This window comes from Roseivirga misakiensis, assembly GCF_001747105.1.
In the GTDB taxonomy this organism is placed as follows: domain Bacteria; phylum Bacteroidota; class Bacteroidia; order Cytophagales; family Cyclobacteriaceae; genus Roseivirga; species Roseivirga misakiensis.
This window is the reverse complement of sequence record NZ_MDGQ01000005.1, coordinates 1,287,754-1,301,779: the sequence shown is the minus strand read 5'-3', so window position 1 is coordinate 1,301,779 and position 14,026 is coordinate 1,287,754. Positions and strand designations below refer to the sequence as shown.

General features: G+C 40.1%; 15 protein-coding genes. 10 read left to right on the top strand and 5 right to left on the bottom strand.

The window, feature by feature from the left end; genetic code table 11:
* Nucleotides 1-50 precede the first annotated feature (50 nt).
* On the top strand, nt 51-941 hold the full coding sequence (locus BFP71_RS13345) for a 3-hydroxyacyl-CoA dehydrogenase family protein (protein WP_069835958.1): 891 nt from the start codon (nt 51-53) through the stop codon (nt 939-941).
* A 94-nt stretch (nt 942-1,035) separates the two neighbouring features.
* Entirely contained in the window at nt 1,036-1,419 is a 384-nt protein-coding gene (locus BFP71_RS13340) for a hypothetical protein (protein WP_069835957.1), read from the top strand.
* Here the strand turns inward: BFP71_RS13340 and BFP71_RS13335 are convergent.
* A complete protein-coding gene (locus tag BFP71_RS13335) occupies nt 1,409-2,062 on the bottom strand; it encodes an outer membrane beta-barrel protein (RefSeq protein ID WP_069835956.1) in 654 nt (217 codons plus the stop codon). The two genes, BFP71_RS13340 and BFP71_RS13335, sit on opposite strands and share 11 nt — an antisense overlap.
* Nucleotides 2,063-2,124: 62 nt before the next feature.
* Between BFP71_RS13335 and BFP71_RS13330 the strand changes: the two genes are divergently transcribed.
* Nucleotides 2,125-2,382, top strand: a complete 258-nt coding sequence (locus tag BFP71_RS13330) for an acyl-CoA-binding protein (protein ID WP_069837075.1) — start codon at nt 2,125-2,127, stop codon at nt 2,380-2,382.
* 118 nt (nt 2,383-2,500) lie between these two features.
* The gene (locus BFP71_RS13325) at nt 2,501-2,965 is read left to right on the top strand and encodes a hypothetical protein (RefSeq protein ID WP_069835955.1); all 465 of its coding nucleotides are present in this window, start codon (nt 2,501-2,503) and stop codon (nt 2,963-2,965) included.
* A gap of 57 nt (nt 2,966-3,022) precedes the next feature.
* Here BFP71_RS13325 and BFP71_RS13320 read toward each other — a convergent pair whose 3' ends face one another.
* Nucleotides 3,023-4,507 carry a glycosyltransferase family 39 protein gene (locus BFP71_RS13320; RefSeq protein ID WP_069835954.1) on the bottom strand — a complete coding sequence of 495 codons (1,485 nt, stop codon included), beginning with the start codon at nt 4,505-4,507 and terminating at the stop codon, nt 3,023-3,025.
* A 127-nt stretch (nt 4,508-4,634) separates the two neighbouring features.
* Between BFP71_RS13320 and BFP71_RS13315 the strand changes: the two genes are divergently transcribed.
* The 5 genes from BFP71_RS13315 to BFP71_RS13295 all read left to right on the top strand — a co-directional run bounded on the left by BFP71_RS13315 (nt 4,635) and on the right by BFP71_RS13295 (nt 10,759).
* Nucleotides 4,635-5,324: a 16S rRNA (uracil(1498)-N(3))-methyltransferase gene (locus BFP71_RS13315; protein ID WP_069835953.1), complete on the top strand. Its 690-nt coding sequence runs from the start codon at nt 4,635-4,637 to the stop codon at nt 5,322-5,324.
* Between the two features lie 9 nt (nt 5,325-5,333).
* Nucleotides 5,334-6,566 (top strand): nucleoside recognition domain-containing protein, encoded by a 1,233-nt coding sequence (locus tag BFP71_RS13310; RefSeq protein ID WP_069835952.1) that lies wholly within the window; start codon nt 5,334-5,336, stop codon nt 6,564-6,566.
* A 65-nt stretch (nt 6,567-6,631) separates the two neighbouring features.
* A complete protein-coding gene (locus BFP71_RS13305; RefSeq protein WP_069835951.1) occupies nt 6,632-7,192 on the top strand; it encodes a DUF2911 domain-containing protein in 561 nt (186 codons plus the stop codon).
* Between the two features lie 148 nt (nt 7,193-7,340).
* On the top strand, nt 7,341-9,656 hold the full coding sequence (locus tag BFP71_RS13300) for a S9 family peptidase (RefSeq protein ID WP_069835950.1): 2,316 nt from the start codon (nt 7,341-7,343) through the stop codon (nt 9,654-9,656).
* A 152-nt stretch (nt 9,657-9,808) separates the two neighbouring features.
* Nucleotides 9,809-10,759, top strand: a complete 951-nt coding sequence (locus BFP71_RS13295) for a tetratricopeptide repeat protein (RefSeq protein WP_069835949.1) — start codon at nt 9,809-9,811, stop codon at nt 10,757-10,759.
* A gap of 4 nt (nt 10,760-10,763) precedes the next feature.
* Here BFP71_RS13295 and BFP71_RS13290 read toward each other — a convergent pair whose 3' ends face one another.
* Nucleotides 10,764-11,141, bottom strand: coding sequence for a RidA family protein (locus BFP71_RS13290; RefSeq protein ID WP_069835948.1), 378 nt, complete (start codon nt 11,139-11,141; stop codon nt 10,764-10,766).
* Nucleotides 11,142-11,145: 4 nt separating this feature from the next.
* Nucleotides 11,146-11,544, bottom strand: coding sequence for a DUF4399 domain-containing protein (locus BFP71_RS13285; RefSeq protein ID WP_069835947.1), 399 nt, complete (start codon nt 11,542-11,544; stop codon nt 11,146-11,148).
* A gap of 165 nt (nt 11,545-11,709) precedes the next feature.
* Between BFP71_RS13285 and BFP71_RS13280 the strand changes: the two genes are divergently transcribed.
* Nucleotides 11,710-12,324, top strand: coding sequence for a TlpA family protein disulfide reductase (locus BFP71_RS13280; RefSeq protein WP_069835946.1), 615 nt, complete (start codon nt 11,710-11,712; stop codon nt 12,322-12,324).
* On the opposite strand, the gene BFP71_RS13275 is transcribed toward BFP71_RS13280, so the two are convergent.
* Nucleotides 12,321-13,730: an alanine/glycine:cation symporter family protein gene (locus BFP71_RS13275; protein WP_069835945.1), complete on the bottom strand. Its 1,410-nt coding sequence runs from the start codon at nt 13,728-13,730 to the stop codon at nt 12,321-12,323. The genes BFP71_RS13280 and BFP71_RS13275 overlap by 4 nt on opposite strands.
* Nucleotides 13,731-14,026: the final 296 nt, after the last annotated feature.

The window sequence follows — 14,026 nt, the reverse complement described above, 5'->3', positions numbered from 1 at the left end:
ATTGCCGTTGTTGCTTTTATATTTGCGTTTAGGAAAACTAGAAAAATAAAATGGAGCAAATTTCAGTAATAGGTTCAGGAACAATGGGAAATGGTATCGCCCATGTTTTTGCACAAAATGGATTTAAGGTAAACCTTGTCGATATTTCACAAGATGCACTGGATAGGGCCTTGAAAACAATCGGAAAAAACTTGGATAGAATGGTAGCTAAGGAAAAGATTGATGAAGCCACCAAAACTGCCACTTTAGACAATATTACAACCCACACAGATTTGAAATCGGGTGTGGCTGAGGCCGACTTAGTGGTAGAAGCTGCAACTGAAAATGTAAACATCAAACTCAAAATCTTTGAAGATCTAGAGGCGTTTACCAAACCTTCTTGTATCCTAGCTTCTAACACCTCTTCTATCCCCATTACCAAAATTGGTGCGGTAACAAAAAGACCTGATAAAGTGATTGGTATGCACTTTATGAACCCTGTACCCGTAATGAAGCTGGTAGAAGTAATCCGTGGTTATGCGACTTCTGACGAGGTCACTGCCTTGATTATGGAAACATCTAAGAAATTGGGTAAAGTACCAACCGAAGTGAACGATTACCCAGGCTTTATTGCCAACCGGATTCTGATGCCGATGATCAACGAGGCGATCATTTCTTTACATGAAGGCGTAGCTGGTGTTGAGGAAATTGATACGGTTATGAAACTTGGTATGGCTCACCCAATGGGGCCACTTCAACTAGCTGATTTTATCGGTTTAGATATTTGCCTGTCGATCATGAACGTACTATACGAAGGCTTTGGTAACCCTAAATATGCACCTTGCCCACTATTGGTAAATATGGTGACTGCGGGATACCTTGGAGTAAAATCTGGCGAAGGCTTCTACTCTTGGGGGCACGGTACTAAAGAATTGATTGTCTCAGATCAGTTCAAGAAGTAATCCTTCGGCCTACGATAAACTTAAAGCCACTTCGTTGTAGTTCGAAGTGGCTTTTCTTTGCAACTATTTAAGGTCCAACCGTGTCAATTGTACTATGAAGCAATATATCCCTTACTTTTTCAGCCTTCTTATTGTTCTTACTTTCAACGCATGCGAGGAAGAACAAACCAATCCGGATGAATTCTTACAATTAGATGAGCCTACATACGTCCATTCTATTCCAGGCTGCGACAACACCAATAACCCAGAAATGAACTGTGATGAATGGGTAGAGTTTTTAGTAGGTGGAGAAGTGAATATTCTTGTTGGCGGTGGCGACATCATCCAAAGAATGAGTTTTAAAGAAGAGGATGATAAAGTAACGGTATATAATCAGGCTGGCCTTAGCTCACTCCATCTCGTTTTTACTGTCATCAATTTAGATTCTCTTCAAAGAGATGATGATTCGAGCTATTGGGTCAGAAAAATTAGTCCCTGAGTAAATTCAAGGCTACACTGAAAACCCACTGTCGCTGTCTTGGTATAAATTCTCGGCCTATCAAATTAGTCAGGCTCTCCCCTGTTTTACTTAGGCCCGATTCGTAATTGATATCAATAAAAATACGCTGAAAATCACCCCCAATTCCCCAATGCCACATGAGGTTTGTGCGATTGTATTCATCGGTGACCTTCTCAATTTCATTTAAAAACGATCGTTGGCCAGAAACCAGATTGCTAATTGATGGGCCCATGAAAAGCCGAAGATTGCCAATTCTATAGCCGATACTCAATGGAATTTCTATCGTATTAAACTCAAATTCCGCTAACGGATCGAAGCCAACAATGCCGTCAAAATCATTGAACACCAACTGTGTTTTAATTTTCGAATAAAGCAAATCTGCCTCAACGAAGACTTTGTTTATGTTAACCCTAAAAAAACCACCAAACTGATAGCCTACTTCTGAGCTGGCATCGGAAGTACTGACCAGCTCACTGCTAATGTTCATGCGGGCGCTGACTAATTTGATTTTGGCCCCAGCCTGATAATCAGTTGAATAAGAATAAGTTTGCCCTTGCGCCAAAACTGGGAATAGCGATATAAAAAGGACAAAAACAGCAAAGCTTTTTGGCTTATTCTTCATGCGAGTAGACAATGATCTCTTTAATCAATAAATTTGTCGAAAATATAGGACTAAATAGGCATATGTCATTAGAAACAACATTTGAAAACGCTGTTAAAGCGTCAAAAACGATTTCCGAGCGACCTTCAAATCAGGATTTACTAAAGCTCTACTCGCTCTATAAACAAGCTACCGAAGGAGATAATACCAACGATGCTCCAGGGGGATTCGATTTTAAAGGGATGGCCAAACATAACGCTTGGAACGAATTATCGGGCACCGCTAAGGAGGACGCCATGAGACAGTATATCGACCTTATAGACACTCTAAAATCCCCTTAAGACAAGTTTTCGTATCGAGAAATCGTTTACACTCGTATACTGATGTGAATATTTAAATATTGGGATTTTATTCCCATATTGCGCGCGGTTAAAATAGAATCAAAATATAAATACAACTATGGGATTATTCAGTTTCGGAAAAAAGAAAAAGAAACCAGTCCGACAGTGTGAATTAGAAGGCTCTTTGCTTGAATTTGGCGAGGGATATCTACTTACATCTGCACAAATTATAAAATCAAAGAGGTTTTGGGATAACAAGATGATTGAGCCAGAAACAGTGGCTTATTCTAAAGCACATTTCGAAAAAAATGACGAAATGGGTACCAAAATGAGAACGATGATTTTCCAAAAGTATAGCTCTAAGGATAAACCTTGGCTAGTTGGTGACGGTCAGGTCACTCAATTTGAAATCGATAAAGACAAAGCAAGAGAATACGCTAGAGAATGGTGGAATTCTGATTTTACATTCTCTCCTCCTGAAGTAGGTCCTGCTGATCAAATTCTGGATGAAAAAGAGTTTTCAGAATGGAAAGATTATGCAGTGATGAAAGCTGGAGAAGAGCAATTAAGAAAAATCGGATAATTACTTTAAAATATAGACAAAGCCTTTTCGAATATTCGGGAAGGCTTTTTTTATGCTCTATTGTTCGATAGGAACAATCTGATAGAGTTCCACAGCACGATAATCGCCCACAGCTTTTAACATCCAGCCTTTAGTTGAAATGCTGTTTTTTAATAAACTGAGATATCCAGGCTCTTCGTACCGATCGTTGAGAAATGGTGGATTCACCAATAAATAATCTCCAATTTTCACTTGATCAAAATCCAATTCCACCCACCACTCAAACACGTCGTTACTTTCCTCAAAATCATAAAAGTAAGGATATCCATAGGCCACTAGTCCATCAGCAATGACCTTCTGCCCTTCTGATTCATTAACGAATTCTGTAGTGATCAACTGACTCAGCTCTGAGAAATTCCTATCGTTTGACTTGAAAATCTTGTAAACTGGGATAACTAAAAGCACTGCAACTATGAACCACTTTGCTTTCCCAGAAATAAGTTTTTGAAACAGCTCCTTTTCTGACCAATAGTAAGCCCCTGCCATTAATAAAATTGGAATGACAAACATGATGTGCCGGGTCTCTACCGGCATAGGGCTATAGTATTTCCAGTTGGTACTAATAAACCACCATGAAACGAAGATCAAGATAGCTGATACAGTCCAGAGCTTTTCGGGCTTATCCAAATTCCAATCAGAGCGTTTGATGCTGAAAATGGCAGGGAGGGCAAAACCTAAAGGAATAAAAAAACCACCTCGGAGAAAAGCAAGAAATGGCAGATAAGTCAAGCGCTTAATAAGCTGTGTTGCGTCTTTATCAAAAAATGTCTTGACCGTTGGTTCGTGGTTATCCGAAATGTTATTGAAACGATAGAAAAAGTCACCGAACATTTCTTTGTACCAGAACCCATGAATGAGAAAAAAGAAGAGTAATAAGCTCACCGTGATATACCAATAGCCTTTGTTACGACGTCTCAGAAAATCATTGATGACTAAGTAAACGAACAATGGCCCAACGATAAACATGCTCGTTTTGATGATAAACGCACCGTAAATCAATGCTGCCGTTAAAAGGGCTAGCAATCGGTAATCTCCCTCCCTGCGGTTGACTATATCATAGCAAAACAAGGCGCCAAAAACACCAAGGGCGACAGGCATTTCCGGGAATAAATGGGTCGTAAATGTGATGGTATGATAGTCGACTAATAAGAGAAAGCCTGTCATGAGACCAATCCAATGCCCGTACCTTTCTCCAACCCAGAAGAATAGATTGAGCATAATTAAGCTGCATAAAAACGGATATAACGCTGCTGTATATTCATTTACCCCAAAAACATCGGTAAGCCAAGCCACTGGATAAAGTAGACCTATTCTGCTTGTAAAGTGATTTGTTGTGATTTCAAATGTCCCTTTGTTAATCTGATCTGCAAAGTTGAGGTAAGTGTAATCGTCCCAAAAAGCCAATCCGTCATTGGCCAAATACCATACTATAATTAGCGCTATGTTTAGGAGTAACTGCGCCGTGCGGTAAGTTTTTGGCGATATGTATTTTTTGAAAGTCACCAGAGCGAATATAGCTGATTAACGATTACTGGGTTTGAGAAAAAGTATTTTATGAGGAAGACTCAAAATTAGTCTTCAAAAGTGGCTCTTCTACTTTAATAATTGACTTATCTTGTGGATTGAAGTCATGCAATTATTTTTTCAGCCAGATATTACGCAAGGCGTTAATCAATTAGATACAGAAGAGTCTAGACACGCTATAAAAGTGCTCAGACTTAAAATCGGTGACCAAATCAATATCATTGATGGGAAAGGTACTTTTTACAAAGCTGTAATCTCAAATGATAATTTCCGAAAGTGCGAGTTTAAGATCACTAGCCAGGAACAAACACCTCCAACAAATGGCTATAAGCACATAGCTATTGCACCCACTAAAAATATAGACAGGACAGAGTGGTTTGTTGAAAAAGCCGTTGAAATAGGCATTGATAGAATCTCATTTGTCCTTTGTAAGAATTCTGAGCGTAAGGTGCTCAAAACCGATCGGTTAATGAAAAAGGCGATCAGTGCGATGAAACAATCAATCAAAGCAACACTCCCGGTTATTGATGAAATCGAACCGTTTCAAAAGTTTGTCACTAAACCACATGATGGTGCCAAATTCATTGCTTTTGTTGATTTTGAGAATCCGACGGCCTTAAAGGACCTCGTTACTGGAACTGATTTAGTTCTAGTTGGACCAGAAGGAGACTTTAATTCGGAGGAAGTCGATTTTGCTTTAAAAAACGGTTTTCAGAAAGTCTCATTAGGACAAAGTCGATTGAGAACCGAGACAGCAGGTATAGCCACTGCCCATATTTTAAATTTATTTGCTTAAGATTGTCTTATGGCCCTTAACTATATCTGGATCGGCTTCTTCATTATCGCTTTTGTGGTTGCTTTGATTAGACTGATCTTTTTCGGCGATACTGAGGTGTTTCCACAAATGCTTCAGAGCACTTTCGATATGGCTAAAACGGGTTTCGAGATTTCGATTGGCCTGACGGGTGCACTAACGCTATGGATGGGCATTATGAGAATTGGCGAACGAGGCGGTGTAGTGGCTGTAATGGCACGATTTATTAGTCCGCTATTCACAAAAATATTCCCAGAAGTGCCAAAAGATCACCCAGTTTTTGGACCGATGCTGATGAATTTCTCTATGAATTTCTTGGGCTTAGACAATGCGGCAACGCCACTGGGTCTAAAAACAATGGAAGGGCTGCAAGAGCTAAATCCGGTAAAAGAAACAGCCTCCAATGCCCAAATCATGTTTTTGGTGCTCAATACTTCGGGTCTCACGCTTATTCCAGTGTCCATTATGGCTTATAGGGCTACCGAAGGAGCCGCCAACCCTGCGGATATCTTTATCCCCATTTTGCTTGCCACTTATTTCTCGACCATCGCTGGACTAATTACAGTGTCAATCTTTCAAAAAATCAACCTTTTCAACAAGATCATTTTAGGCTATATCGGTACGCTGACTGTGATCATAGTTGCTGCCCTACTTTATTTTCAGTCTATTCCCCAAGAGCAAGTCACCACAATTTCTAATGTCTTAGCCGCTGTAATTCTAATGTCCATCATTTTGATATTCATTGTAATGGCCGCTAGAAAAAAGGTTAATGTCTATGAAGCCTTAATTGATGGCGGAAAGGATGGATTTAATGTGGCGATCAAGATTATCCCCTATTTAGTGGGCATTTTAGTGGCGATTGGTGTTTTCAGGGCCTCTGGTGCATTGGACTATGTAAATGATGCTTTCAGAGTTTTCTTCGAGTTACTTGGTGTTAATACTGACTTCGTAGATGCATTACCTGTGGCTTGGATGAAACCCTTAAGCGGTTCAGGTGCCCGAGCGGCAATGCTAGAGACCTATACGAATTTTGGTGTTGACTCTTTTCCAGGTAGAGTTGCCAGTGTGTTACAAGGCTCTACAGAAACAACATTCTATGTATTAGCCGTTTATTTTGGCGCAGTAAAGATTAAAAACTCACGATATGCCGCAATGGCAGGTCTTGTAGCTGACTTAGTTGGTGTAATTGCTGCCGTTATCATCTCTTACATCTTCTTCTATTAATTAGCTTCGAACCTTATTCAGAAATCACAGTTATATAGAAAATTAACTCAAACTAAATTTTAAATATGAAACGATCATTTTTTTTAGTAGCACTTACTTTAGCTTTCATTGCGGTAAACGCTCAAGCTCAAAAATTCCCTGGTCTTGACCCGAGTCCAACGGATAAAGTCTTTTACCCTGGTAACGTACCCCTTTCAGATTTGAGAGGTGGTGATTATGTACCTGCTAAAGTCAAATTAGTCTACAGTCGTCCTCAATTAAAAGGAAGAGACATGATGGGTAAAATTGCAAACGGAAAAATGTGGAGAATGGGCGCTAACGAGGCGAATGAGATCACTTTTTACCAAGATGTAACCATTGGAGGTAAAAAAGTAAGCGCTGGTACTTATTCATTATTTGCTATTCCAAGTGCAGACAAATGGACTTTCGTGCTACACTCTAAACTGAACACTTGGGGTAATTTTGCACTTAAAAACAGTACAGAAGTTGCTCGTGTAGATGGCCCAGTAAGTAAATCTGACGATAGCATTGAAGCACTTTCAATGATGTTTAAAGAAGTTGATGGAGGTTTACACCTAATGGTAGGTTGGCAAAACACAATCGCTGAGATGCCGATTATGATGTAATTCAAATACAAAAATCTTTGGGCCCTAATCTGATCATTCAGGTTAGGGCCTTTTTGTTTCCGTTCATCCCAGTATTAAGGTATATGGCAGAAACAGGTTGCATTAATCACTTTCTGGCTCTAAACTTAGGCTACAAATAAATTCGACCATGAAAAAAACAATAGTCTTAGCCATACTCATGGCTTTTTCCTTACCTGCGCTAGCACAGCAGCATAAGGCGAATTTCAAGGCAGCTGAGAAATTCAAATCATCTAATATTAGGAAAATGCTGAAATCCACTCGAGTCTTCCCTCGATGGCTAAAAGACAGCGATAAGTTCTGGTATACCTACACCACCACCAATGGAAAGAACTTTTACATGGTAGATCCTGCCAAAAAGTCTAAAACAAAACTTTTCGATAACCTTGATTTTGCAGCGCAACTTTCTGAATTGACAAGTAAGCCTTGGGATCACCGAAACCTCGATTTAAAAGGCTGGAAGCTAGAGGATGACAATAAGACTTTCACCTTTATGGTGGATAGCATTGACTATCACTTCGATGTAAATTCTAAAATAATCACCAAAGGAGACTCCACTGAAAAAGCCAAAAAGAGAATTAATTGGGCTGGATACTCTCCTGATAGCACCTACATCACTTATGCAAAAAACTATGATTTGTATATGATGCGTGCCGATGATCCTGACTCTACTGAAATTCTTTTAGCCGATGACGGCGAAAGATGGTTCAGCTACGGTTTCGACAGAGGTGATACTACAAAAGACAAGAAATACAGAGCAGCAGTTCGCTGGTTCAAAGATGAGTCTAAGTTCTACGTAACTAGATCTGACTCTAGAAAAGTTAAGGAATTGTTCGTCATAAATGACCTTAGCAACCCAAGACCAGAAGTCGAAATATATAAGTATGCGATGCCTGGTGAGCAAGACGTGCCACAAACACACCTTTCGATTTTCGAGGTTCCGAGTAAGAATAGAATCGATGTAGAGATTGATAAGTACCTTGATCAAACGATCAACACTTACCTACCTGGAAAAACATCCGACAGGCTTTTTGCTACGCGAATGAACAGAACTAGTGATACGTTAGATGTGGTTTCTATTAACACAACTACGGGCGACGTGAAGACACTGTTTACTGATACGAACTATCCATACTTCTACTCGCCAAACACGCAATTATCCATCTTAAACGAAGGTGAAGAGCTAATTTGGTGGTCTGAAAGAAATGGCTGGGGCCAACTTTACCTATATGATGGAATTACTGGTGCTCTAAAAAATAAGATCACTAACAGCGGTTATTTTGTGACAGGTAGAATTCAGCAAGTTGATACAGTGGGTAAGAAAGTCTATTTCGCAGCTCGTGGTCGAGAGCCGGGAATTGACCCATACTATGCCCTTATGTATAAGGCTAACCTAAACGGAACTGGATTTAAGCCGATCAGTACAGAAGCGGCAAACCATTCGATGAATATGTCAGAGTCATCGAAGTACTACGTCGATAATTATTCCGCAACTGACGTGGCACCGAAATCACTATTGAAGGACAGCAATGGAAACGTGATTATGGAACTAGAATCTGCTGATTTATCCCTATTGTACGAAGCTGGTTGGCAAATGCCTGAACGTTTTACAATGAAGGCAGATGATGGGATCACAGATCTATATGGTGTTATGTTCAAACCATTCGATTTTGATTCTACACGTAAGTACCCGATCATTTCCTATGTATACCCTGGTCCTCAAGTGGAGTCTTTTGGCAATGACTTTAGCATCACTTCAGGATACAATACTGCACTTGCTCAACTTGGTTTTATTGTAGTAAGTATGGGACACAGAGGTGGTAGCCCAATGCGAGATAAATATTACCACACTTATGGTTATGAAAACCTTAGAGATTATGCTTTGGCCGATGACAAACGTTCTATAGAAATACTTGCCGATCGCCACGACTTCATTGACATTGATAATGTAGGAATCTTCGGGCATTCTGGAGGCGGATTTATGTCGACTGCGGCTATGCTTATGTATCCAGATTTTTATGACGCAGCTGCGTCTTCTGCTGGTAACCACGACAACAACGTTTACAATAAATGGTGGGGTGAAACACATAATGGTGTGACACGTGTCGATAAGAAGAAAAAGGATAAAGATGGTAACGAGTATACCGAAACTACTTGGAAAGCGAAGGTAAAAACCAACCCATCGATCGCTAAGAACCTAAAAGGGCACTTGTTAATTACGCACGGTACTAGAGATAACAACGTGAACCCAGCAAACAGTTTAAGGCTGGCTAACGAGCTCATGAAAGCAGGTAAGCGTTTTGATTATATGCCAATCCCAGGTGCCAGACATGGCTACGGTAGCAAACGAGATTACTACGAGCAAATGATGTGGTATTTCTTCGCAGAGCACCTACTGGGTGACTACAGAAATAATGTAGACATTAGTCTACCTGACGGAAACTAAGCCTTCCCGTTTTGCAAAGACCGCCTCACTCCTTTTTTAGGTATAAAGTGAGGCGGTTTTTTTGTGCCTTAGAAATTATTGAGCGATGTCGTTCTTATTTTCTCAACGCAACCTTATCTTGTAGTAGTGCATCTAATAGAAAAGGTCAAGTCATGAAAAGGTCACTTATTTACACATGCTTAGTGCTTCTTTCTTCGAGTGTATTTGCTCAAAATCTCGAAGAAGCCATAAAATTTTATAAGAACGGAGATTCAAAATCTGCTAAAGGGATACTGGTCGAGGTAAACTCAAAATCAGAAGATTATGAAAAGGCTCAGTATTACCTAGGAAGAATCGCCTTCGACAATGACGATTATAGCCAGGCGATCGACCACTTTAAAACTGTGATCAAAAAGAACGATCAGAATTCGGATTACTATACTTGGTTAGGCAACGCTTACGGAGTTTATGCACAAAACTCTAGTAGAATTAGACAGGGTATAATCGCCCCCAAGATTAGAAAGAACTACGAAAAAGCAATTGCCATTGATCCACAAAACTTAGACGCTCAAAAAGGCTTAATTGAATATTATACCCAAGCACCAGCTTTTATGGGAGGTAGTTTAGATAAAGCTTTGAATACTGCTCAAACCATTAAGAGCTTTAATGAAAAAGAGGGTTATCTAGCTCTTTCCACCGTATATCAGCGAAAAGAAGAATATGTCAAAGCAGAAGATGCTTTACTCAAATTAGTTGCTCTTGACAATCGCTATAAGACATCGCTTGGAACATTTTACCAAAACCGAGCAATGTATGAGAAGGCCTTTAAGCATTTTGAAGATATGCGTTTAAATGAGCCTGAAAATACAAACGCCATTTATCAATTTGGCAGAACCAGTGCACTGTCAGGGCAACGCACGGAAGAAGGAATAAAAGCCCTCGAAACCTATATGACTTTGCCTATTCAACAAGGAGCACCCTCCTTCGCCGCTGCCAAAATGAGGTTAGGAATGATTTACGAAAAAATCGGTGATAAAGAGAAAGCCAAAGCTTATTACAAATCCTCACTGAGTGATGACCCTAAGATGCAATTGGCCAAACAGGGGTTAAAGCGGGTGAAATAACAAGTTATTTCACCTCAGCAATACATTCTATTTCTACTAAAGCATTTAAGGGCAAACCCGCCACAGCCACGGTTGTTCTAGCTGGCGTATGACCTGCTAGCATTTCACCATAAACTACATTCATCTTATCAAAATTTGCAATGTCGCTCAAATAGACATTACACTTCACGATATCATTAAGCGTCAAACCTTGCGAATCTAATACTGCCGCAAGGTTTCTCATTACCTGCTTTGTTTGGCCTTCAACACAGGTTTTATCAACCTTACCTGTTTCAGGGTTGATTCCAGTTTGACCAGAACAGAAAACCAAATTACCCGTTCGAACAGCGGATACATATGGCCCAAGTGCTTCTGGAGCGCCTTTGGCATTAATCTTTTCCAAGGAATTATTTTACGTTAATCGTGATGGTCTTACTCCATTCTTCACCATAGGACTGGTGGATACCATTGGCAAATTGAAGCGTTAAGGTGTGTTCTCCAGGCGATAAATTAAGTTCCGCTTCTACTTGACCTTTTCCATAATGAATGTGTGTATCGTTTGCGGGTACAGGTACGCCAGTTTTAATAAATGATCCGTCAATGATCATGTGGTGATGGCCCGTTCCTTTTACTACTTCCCCAGCAGGTTGAACTTCCATACCACTAACACCCATTTTCACTAAAACTGGGCTACTTACTTCTTGTCCATCTTCAAGGTTTTCAAAAGAAACGCCCTCTTTTTGACTACAAGACCATGTTGCTGAAACAACAAGTAGGATAACAAAAAGCTTCTTAACTAATCTCATTTTATAATTGCTCTATTAAGGTTGTCGTGCTGAAACAATTTCAGCTGCGATATTCAACAATAACAAGGACAATGCATGAAGGTTTCAATTATTTTCCGTTATCTGACTGACAAATTCCTTTTCTTAAACTGAACTTGTTCAGTAGTTTTGATGTAACATTAGCCTATGAAGAAGCCTAAAAAAGCCAAAGTGACTAGAAGAGACATCATCGAGCTTACGGTGATCGTTTCAATATTCGCTATTATTTACCTGACTGGCGCCCAAGCAGAGGTATTTGGCAAGGTTCAGCAAGTATTTCTCGAAACAGGAATCGTTAGTGCTTCTGAGTTAGACGAAAGCTCTGTTTTCACTGCTGATTTAAACTTCAAAGTAACCGATCGTGATGGTAACATCATCGATGTCAATACGCTGAAAGGCAAAACAATTTTCATGAATATTTGGGCTACATGGTGCCCGCCTTGCGTGGCTGAAATGCCCAATATAAATGGCCTGAAGAAAAAATTAGCAGACTATGATGACATTGTCTTTCTGATGATTTCCGAAGACAGAGAAATGGAAACCGCCATAAAATGGGTTGATAAGAAAGGTTTTGACCTACCTATTCATCAAATGGTCGGCAGGTTACCCAATATGTACGAAACAGGTTATGTTCCTTCTACTTTCGTGATTTCTCCAAAAGGCGAAGTCGTTGTGAGACATACAGGAATGGCTAATTACAATACGCGGCGTTTCCGAAAATTTCTAATCAAGCTTACAGAAGAGGGCGTCCAACGCAACTAACCCATTTCCCCATTTTTAAGACGGGCAAAATAATCTTTAGAAGCAGCCGTCACCTTAGGTGCGAGGAGAATTGCCGATAAAATCGTAGGTATCGCCATCAAAGCGAAACTGCTATCGATGAGCGTAAACACAAAATCAAGCGACGCGACTGCGCCGAGAATAATTGTTCCTATGTAAATGTAGTTGTAAATCTTGCCACGTTTCGCACCCAATAAAAAGGACATACATTTCACCCCATAATATGAGTAAGATAGCAAAGTAGAAACGGCAAAAATCATAATACACAAGCCTAGTAAGTAGCCACCAGCTCCACCAGGAATTGCTTGATTAAAGGCTTCTAGCGTCACTGGAATTCCTTCCACACTTTTACCCAAATAAGGCTCATAAACGCCTGTGCTTAAAATAACCAATGCTGTAAGTGTACAAACTATGAGTGTATCAATAGCTGGTCCTAACATGGCGACAAGACCTTCGCGAACTGGTTCATCTGTTTTTGTATCACCATGAACCATTGGCGCAGTACCAATACCTGCTTCATTAGAAAAAGCCGCTCTTCTGGCACCCTGAATAATAATAGCACCTAATCCTCCACCAAGGATAGCATTACCTGTAAATGCCTCTTCGATAATAGAACCAAATATTCCCGGAATAGCGGCAAAATTTTGGAGCAGAATATAAATTACCAAAACGAAGTAGATAACTACCATCGCTGGTACCAGCTTAGAAGCTACTTTACTTATTTTCTTTATTCCCCCAAAAATCACAGTGGATACCAAAACCATTAAAACAAGGCCAGTGATCATTGAAGCATAAGAGATATTAGCTCCTAAAAACATAAATGAAGATTCGGTATTATAGCCAACCGCTGGACCCAAGATAGTATTAAGGGCAGCTGTGAGTTGATTGGCTTGAAAGATTGGTAAAGCACCTGCAAGCGCAAAAATGCAGAAGAAGACCGCCAAAGGCTTCCACTTTTGACCCAAACCTTCCGTAATCACGTACATTGGTCCACCTCGAACCTCGCCATCAGAATCTTTACCACGGTACATTACAGCGAGTGTACAAGTGAAATATTTTGTGGCAATTCCAAAAAACGCCGATACCCACATCCAGAAAATTGCTCCGGGACCACCTGCGGTAATTGCCACGGCAACACCACTGATATTGCCCATACCAACAGTTGAAGCAATAGCCGTAGATAATGCCTCATAATGACTAATTTGGCCCTCTTTGTCATCCTCATCGTACTTTCCGCGGAGGACATTGATCGCATGACGGAAGTAAAGAAAAGGTGTGAATTTTGAATAGATCATAAAGAATAAGCCCCCACCCATCACTAAAATGAGTAAAGGTATTCCCCAAATCCAATTACTAAAATCTCGAACTGCGGTTTCTATAACTTCCAATGTATTCTCGTTTTAATTCAGCATGCATAATACTGCTTCTGTGAGCACCATACAAACAGAATCATGTAATTGTGCCAATACCCTATGTGGTTAGTAGAGTTTGAGCGCAGAACGGTAAATCATATGACATTCAATTCATTGGAATCTTAAAAATCGATCACTCAAGATCAATGAATACCAGCTGGTAACAGCGAAACCAAAACGGCGAAAATGTTGCTTAACGTAAATTAGGAGTTATCCTTATGTGTTTAAACTCCCATCAATATCATTTCAGCATCAGGTTAAGAGTTTCGTCT